Below are 6,382 nucleotides of genomic sequence, written 5' to 3' on the forward strand. Positions count from 1 at the left end.
CCGTTGATTTTATACAACTGTTAGGCTGTTTCCATAAGCTCAAAAGATTCCATCCCAGACAAATCTGAAATGGAATCTCATAGAAAGAACAGAAAATAAAACCAAATCGACGCCGGTTAATTTGCCGGCACATACCCTTCTTCTTTAACCAACCCGCGGCCTTCCTCGCTTTTCAGCCAGTTGAATAAAATGCGGGCCGGACTGTCGGGTTCTTCATCAGCACGGATTACAGCATAGAAATTGTTGATCAGCGGATATTGCTTCTGAGCGATTGTTTCCTCATTCGGCGCTACACCATCCACCGCCAACAGCTTAACATCCGGATGATTCACCATTTCCTGCGCGTAATAGTAGACCGAATAGCCCAGCGAAGCCCCTTCTCCATCATATTCGGCAACGCCTTCCACTAACGCCTGCATCTCTTCCGGCACCAAACCTTTGAGCGGTTCCATCGGATCGCGGTCCTTCATCAATAATTTCAGAAATAAAGCTTGGCTGCCGCTCTGAGGATTGCGCTGAAAGGCCTGAATTGGACCCGGCTCCCCGCCGACCTCGCTCCAGTCGGTGATCTCTCCAGCGTAGATATCCTGCAGCTGTGTCTGCGACAGAGTATCCACCGGATTGCCGCGGTTAACCAGAAAGACCAGAGCATCCAGACCCAACGGCTGGATTTCAAAATCCATTCGGGAAATTTCCTGCGCGATTTCTTCCGGAGCTTCATAGACGATTAACAGATCGCAGCCATGCTGATACAGCGAACGCCAGGCCGAAGAAGTTTTGCTGACGGAAACCAAAGATTCCGCCGTTTGTCGGTCTGTTCCGGTTGCCCGGCTGTATAAGCCGGCGATTAACGGCAATGTCGCCGTTGAACCATCGACATGCGGATAATTCTCTGCCGACAATCCGGCAATCCCTTCCGTTTGCGGCTCTGGTGAAGAATCAACGGGTGCGGACACGGCAGTGCAGCCGGTCAGAGCCAAAATTAACAAGACGGTCAAACTCCATTTTTTCATAAGATTCACCCCTAATCTCCCTGATAATCGGTAAACAGTGAAATACTGGACAGCCGATGCCCATTCTGATCCATCAATACGCCTTCAAAGCCTTGGATCAGAAGCAGCCGGTCAACGCCAAGATCTCCGATCTTTGCAACATTTTCCGCAATCTTTTCAAGCTTCAAGTTATAAATATCCGCGCGACGCCCGTAATTCACATCTTTCCAGCAGATAAAATAAGGATAATGCTCCATTTTCCGATTGCTCCAGCGTTCCATGAAAGAAATCGTGCTGTATTGCCCGGCTGGAATTAGAATCTGCAGTTCATCATCGATCAACCCTTCCGTCGTCGCATTTCCATCAACTACCGTGAATTTAAATAATCCATCTTCCATTCTTTCAATCGTCTGAATCCCTAAAATCGCCTGAGATTGGATAAGCTCTCCGCCGCGGTCCAGCTTATCCACCGTATCTTCACGCACCATCAGAAAGTTCTGCGCTTCATGGCCACCGCGCGGATTGGCAGCCACACTCACATAGCCTTCGGCGCGTTGCTTCCCATCCAAATCGATCAGCTGATTTCCTTGGTTATAAGAATTCGTCCAGTCACCGACAACCGCCAGTTCCGCATCCGCATAGACAAAGCGAGCCGGCGCTTCCCATTTCAGCTGATGGAGGGGATCAATCAGGATTTCCTGCGTTTCATATTCAGATTCACACAGCCAGAGATGGCCGCTGCCCTCATCAAGAACCTGGACAAAACCGCCCTTCCACAGCACTTTCCCCTGATCATCATGCAGCTCATTGCCGGATGAAGACCGCCACAGCGACCAGCCTTCGCCGCTTTCAACAAATTGCAGCGGCGACTCTGCAGTTGGAGTCAGCGATCCGTCGGATTGCAGCAAACCAATCTGTCTGTACTCAGCGTTCAAGCATAAAACCTGACCGCTGCTTAATCGGTGCAGAGAAACAACATCGTCCAGAATTATTTCTCCTGTCTGCCGGTTCAGCAAAGCCCCTTCCGGATCGATTCCATTCACTTCCCAGAATGAGTTCTCCGGCTGCTGATATTGAATGACATAGTTCAAGAAACCCTCCGGCGCATAGCTGACCTGGGCAAAATCCTGAAGCACATGACCTTCACTATCCGCCAAAGCTGTCTGGGTCAAGGCAACCCGCAGCTGCCCATCTGACTTGACATCGGGAAGTGTCGCCTGGATAAGCCGGTAGGCGGTGGTTTTCCCACTGACCAAATCCAAAACCGGTTCAATCTGCGTTACTCCCTCAATAGAATTGCCGTTCACATCGACAATCCAGCGCTGCAGATCGTTGTATTCTAGCGTCAGCACTTGCCTGGGATCCTGCTCCTTTAAAAAATTGTCTGTTGAAAAGCTTGGACGAAGACTTTCCGGTTCATCGCTGACATGAGTAACAGAAGGCTTTGCAGAAGCTTCGTTTGGGGGCGCAGATGAGGTCTGACAGGCGGCTGCCAACAATCCCGCTGTCGCCAAGATCAGTCCTTTTTTCAGACCGTTCATGGTTTCCATCTCCTTTTATTGTACGGGAACTAAACCGTGTTCACTCAACCACTGCTGGCCGCGCTGACTCAGCAGCCAGTCTGTGATGCCGGCAATCGTTGCATCAGAGGCTGTATTGCTTGCCAGCAGCACCGGCAGCCGCAGCGGATATTTCCCGTTTTCAATCGTCTTTGCATTCGGCAGGATGCCCGCGATCCGCACAAGCTTGATTTCAGGCTGCGGATTGACCTGCGTCACCATCTGCAGACTGGAAAAGCCCAAGGCGTCCGCCTCGGCATCAAACGCTGCGATTTCCTGGCGGACAACACCGGGACGTTCATAGACCCATTCTAATTCAGGAAGGCGGATCGGCTGTCCCTGCATGATCTGCCGTTCAAACGCGGTCTGCAGACCGCTGTTTTCATCCTGAGCATAAATCCGAATCGCCCGATCTTCCCCGCCGACTTGTTTCCAGTTGGTAATCTTACCGGCATAAATATCACGGATTTCTTCCAGAGTTAAGGTATCGACAGGATTTTCCTGACCGGTCACCATCACCAAAGCGTCGTAGCCGATCGTCTGTGCCTGCCACAATGTATCATAATCCTGCAGCTCTTCCCGCATCAAAGCAGAGGGCTCATAGGCCAGAATCATCCGCGGCTTGGGATTAACCACCTGAATCAGAGTGCGCCAGGCTGCCTGCGTACTGCCGCTGGCCTCGCCCGCGATCCAATCCGGATCCGGACTCAGCTCACGATGCAGCTCATTCAGCAGGGCCTGCAAAGGCCAGGAAGCCGCAGTCAGCGGAAACGCTTCAACCTGATAGGAATTTTCCGGTTCCACTTTGGCAGTACAGCCGCTGAACAACAATCCGAGGATCAGGATTATCCTGCTTATTCGTTTCATCCGCTGTCCCTCCTTAGTCATCCCAGCCTAAGCTGTAAATCGAGCGCTGCACCAGCCACTCACCCTGACCATTGATCAAGCCGGCAGTTTCACCCTGAAGCAGCGCAAAGCGATCTTGCCCACGGCTGTAAATTCGATTTGCCCCGGCAAAGATCACATTTCCGTTTAAGTCGAGAATATCAGTCAGTTCTCCCGTTTGTTCACGGCGAACGGCAAGCAGGTAATCCATCGGCTGGATCCAATAATCCTGCAGCGTCGCTATCGAAAGCGTCTCATAGGTTTCTGCCGGAATCACAATCTGAAGTGCGCCATCCAGCAAGCCGGTTCTGATTTGACCTTCCGCGTTATAGGCTTCGTAAAAATACAGTCCTTCCCGATCACAATATAAGCTTGATAATCCAGGGATCGTCTGTTTCTTCAGAATCTGACCGCTGCGGTCGATCAGCATCGCCGTTTCCTTTTCAACCGCTAAAAATTGTTCAGCTTTGGCTTTGGAGGACTGCGGTTGGGCGCTGATCAGATCTTCGCCGCGGAATAATTCGTTGCCATTCAAATCCAGCATCACCATTGCTTCTTCCTTCGTATTCGCATCGGTACGGTAAACTAACATCAATTCACCATCAAAATACGTCCATTCCCAATCTGGATCCACGACATAAACCGGCTTCAACGTTTCCCAGCTGACGATTGCCGTCTGTTGTTTCTGATAGGTAATAAAATAGGGGCCATGCAACCCTTTATAAACCGTATTGATGCGCGGGGCGCTGAACAGCGGATTCAAATGAATATCCAGCAGCGTGTCCATGCGGCGTGCTTCGTTTTCCAAAAAACTGACCGAGCTGGCGACAATCCGCCCCTGCGCCGCCTCTGGATCATAATACGTTTTAGCTGCCGGAAATCCGGATACAGCTTGCCCTTCACTGTCCACCACGCCTAACAAGCGGCGTTCTTTATCCACCGCAATTAAATTTTCATGATCAATGGCTTTCAGCTGAAAAACACCATCTTGAACTACGGTCTGTGCTGCCCCGTCGATCAGAGCTGTTTGATAGGTTTCCGGCAGTTCCATCATCGAATCAAATTCATCGGCATAGTCCCGCCGAATGACCAGTCTGCCTGTCCCGCCTTCATAGATAACGTCATCCCAATCAGCCAGACATTGATCCTCAAGCGTATAGAGTGCCGACTGGTTAGTATAGATCGGCTGATCATATTCATCCGCTTTTCCCGACCAAATCCGCCGGGTTTTCACTTTATACTGCGGCTGGCGTGTCAGCTGATCATAGATCAGCGCTGACTGCGTCTGAGCCTCAACCGTTTCACCCTTGCGGTTAACCAACCACATCCGGCCGGGTGTTAATTCAATCGGATAAACACGATTCTGTTCCGTAAAGCTTAAATTCTCATCATGCAGCGACGGCTTTGCTTCCCCGTCCGCGGTATTTTCGGAATTCTGCGGAGCTTGGGATACCGAAGTACCGCACCCGCCCATAAACAGAAAGCCGGATAAGAGAAAGCAGTGCAGTCGTTTCCATCGTTGCGCCATTGCCATCCCTTCTTTCTTATTGATCGTCCACGGCCACAAATGGCTTGCGGACATTTCTATTTCTTGTGATCTTCTCACCGTGTTTTTCCTGCTCTGAATTGTTAGAAACCAGATTTCCCGCCACAAATATCAGGTGATTGGTTTCACCTTTATTTTACCATTATCCGAACAACCTGACTCTTACACTTTTATTACGGTCATAGAACACGAACTGTCCTAACATAGAAAAAACGTTTCCTGCATTGTGAAAATTAACTCAGAAATTTCATCTTAATCCGACTGATTTCTTGATCAAGATGAAATTAAGCTCATCAGTTACGTTAAGAACGCTAAAATATTCTCTAAGAACACGATAAAAAAAGCTACATGATTTATATTGAAATTTCTCATGAATGTTAGTCTATTCTTGGATTTCAATAACCTTGTCTGTCAGACGACTTAGAACCTCAATCTTCTCTGAGGTCATGGGAAAAGATGTTTTAAACTCCAAAATCAAAGCCCTATTTTCTTTAAGCAGAAACACATAATTTCGATCATATTTGTTTTCCGGATAGTTTTCATCATAGAGCGCATAAGCCTGTTCTACATTCCACACATCCGGCTCCAATCTGAAAAAGTCCTGATCCACGTCGATGCTTTTTAGGTTGTCGATCGCGAAACAGCCGCTCTTACAATCGGAAATCCATTCCTGTTCCGCTTTTTTTTACGGAAAGCATGATTTCCATCCGCGGCTTCAACCAATGTAATACTGAGAAATTGATATTGTTCATCCGATAAATCCGAAGTATTCGCGATTCGTAAACGATATAGATTGATATTCTTACGATAAGTTCTGTAATCGGCACTTTCTGTAACCGAGTTTTCATAACCCAGCTCCTTCATCGTCAAGATTACAGGGATATTCTTATCTATCCATGATGAATGATGACCGAGATACAAACTCAGCACAACGATGCCAAAGAAAATACAATAAATCCAGTTCCAGCCGCCCCTGGACAGCAATTTATTTATCCCTTTCCAAATGTTACGAAACATGCTTGCGAACCTCCCCCAAATATGAAATTTCGATCGTTTACACGATGGTGGATTATAGAATAGTTCCCGTTATCCATGGCATGAATATCTGACAGCTGACCGCAGACAAACGGGGACTTCCCATTTTCTTTATTTGATTTCATTATAGCCTGTTTACACAAAATGCAGAAGACGAAAATCTGACACACGAAATAAATGTTACCGATCATTAAAGATCATTCAAAAAAGCCACAAGAAAGTGATGCAAGCATCACTCTGAAAGTCTAAATCTTCAGAGCCCCACTCTGTTTCTTGCCAGGAGAGTATTCCTGCAGTTCTGTTCCTTCCTCCTCTCTCTTGCTTCACAAGATGAAGGCTGTGTCGAAGGTTCTTCCCCACAGGCA

At 48.3% G+C, this 6,382-nt stretch carries 6 protein-coding genes; all 6 read right to left on the bottom strand.

The window, feature by feature from the left end; translation table 11 throughout:
• Positions 1-116: 116 nt before the first annotated feature.
• On the bottom strand, positions 117-1,013 hold the full coding sequence (locus BN162_RS07355) for a substrate-binding domain-containing protein (protein ID WP_020224430.1): 897 nt from the start codon (positions 1,011-1,013) through the stop codon (positions 117-119).
• 11 nt (positions 1,014-1,024) lie between these two features.
• Complete coding sequence (locus BN162_RS07360) at positions 1,025-2,533, bottom strand: hypothetical protein (protein ID WP_020224431.1); 1,509 nt, start codon at positions 2,531-2,533, stop codon at positions 1,025-1,027.
• A 15-nt stretch (positions 2,534-2,548) separates the two neighbouring features.
• On the bottom strand, positions 2,549-3,418 hold the full coding sequence (locus BN162_RS07365; RefSeq protein WP_020224432.1) for a substrate-binding domain-containing protein: 870 nt from the start codon (positions 3,416-3,418) through the stop codon (positions 2,549-2,551).
• Between the two features lie 13 nt (positions 3,419-3,431).
• Positions 3,432-4,964 (bottom strand): hypothetical protein, encoded by a 1,533-nt coding sequence (locus BN162_RS07370; protein ID WP_020224433.1) that lies wholly within the window; start codon positions 4,962-4,964, stop codon positions 3,432-3,434.
• 400 nt (positions 4,965-5,364) lie between these two features.
• Positions 5,365-5,559 carry a hypothetical protein gene (locus BN162_RS07375; protein ID WP_147612153.1) on the bottom strand — a complete coding sequence of 65 codons (195 nt, stop codon included), beginning with the start codon at positions 5,557-5,559 and terminating at the stop codon, positions 5,365-5,367.
• Positions 5,560-5,603: 44 nt separating this feature from the next.
• Positions 5,604-5,999: a hypothetical protein gene (locus BN162_RS07380; RefSeq protein ID WP_020224435.1), complete on the bottom strand. Its 396-nt coding sequence runs from the start codon at positions 5,997-5,999 to the stop codon at positions 5,604-5,606.
• Positions 6,000-6,382 lie beyond the last annotated feature (383 nt).

It is taken from the genome of Holdemania massiliensis AP2 (genome assembly GCF_000327285.1).
GTDB lineage: Bacteria > Bacillota_I > Bacilli_A > Erysipelotrichales > Erysipelotrichaceae > Holdemania > Holdemania massiliensis.

Excerpts from the sequence above, each read along its gene's own strand:
- BN162_RS07355 (WP_020224430.1), bottom strand. The coding sequence starts at position 1,013 with ATGAAAAAATGGAGTTTGACCGTCTTGTTAATTTTGGCTCTGACCGGC.
- BN162_RS07360 (WP_020224431.1), bottom strand. The coding sequence starts at position 2,533 with ATGAACGGTCTGAAAAAAGGACTGATCTTGGCGACAGCGGGATTGTTG.
- BN162_RS07365 (WP_020224432.1), bottom strand. The coding sequence starts at position 3,418 with ATGAAACGAATAAGCAGGATAATCCTGATCCTCGGATTGTTGTTCAGC.
- BN162_RS07370 (WP_020224433.1), bottom strand. The coding sequence starts at position 4,964 with ATGGCGCAACGATGGAAACGACTGCACTGCTTTCTCTTATCCGGCTTT.
- BN162_RS07380 (WP_020224435.1), bottom strand. The coding sequence starts at position 5,999 with ATGTTTCGTAACATTTGGAAAGGGATAAATAAATTGCTGTCCAGGGGC.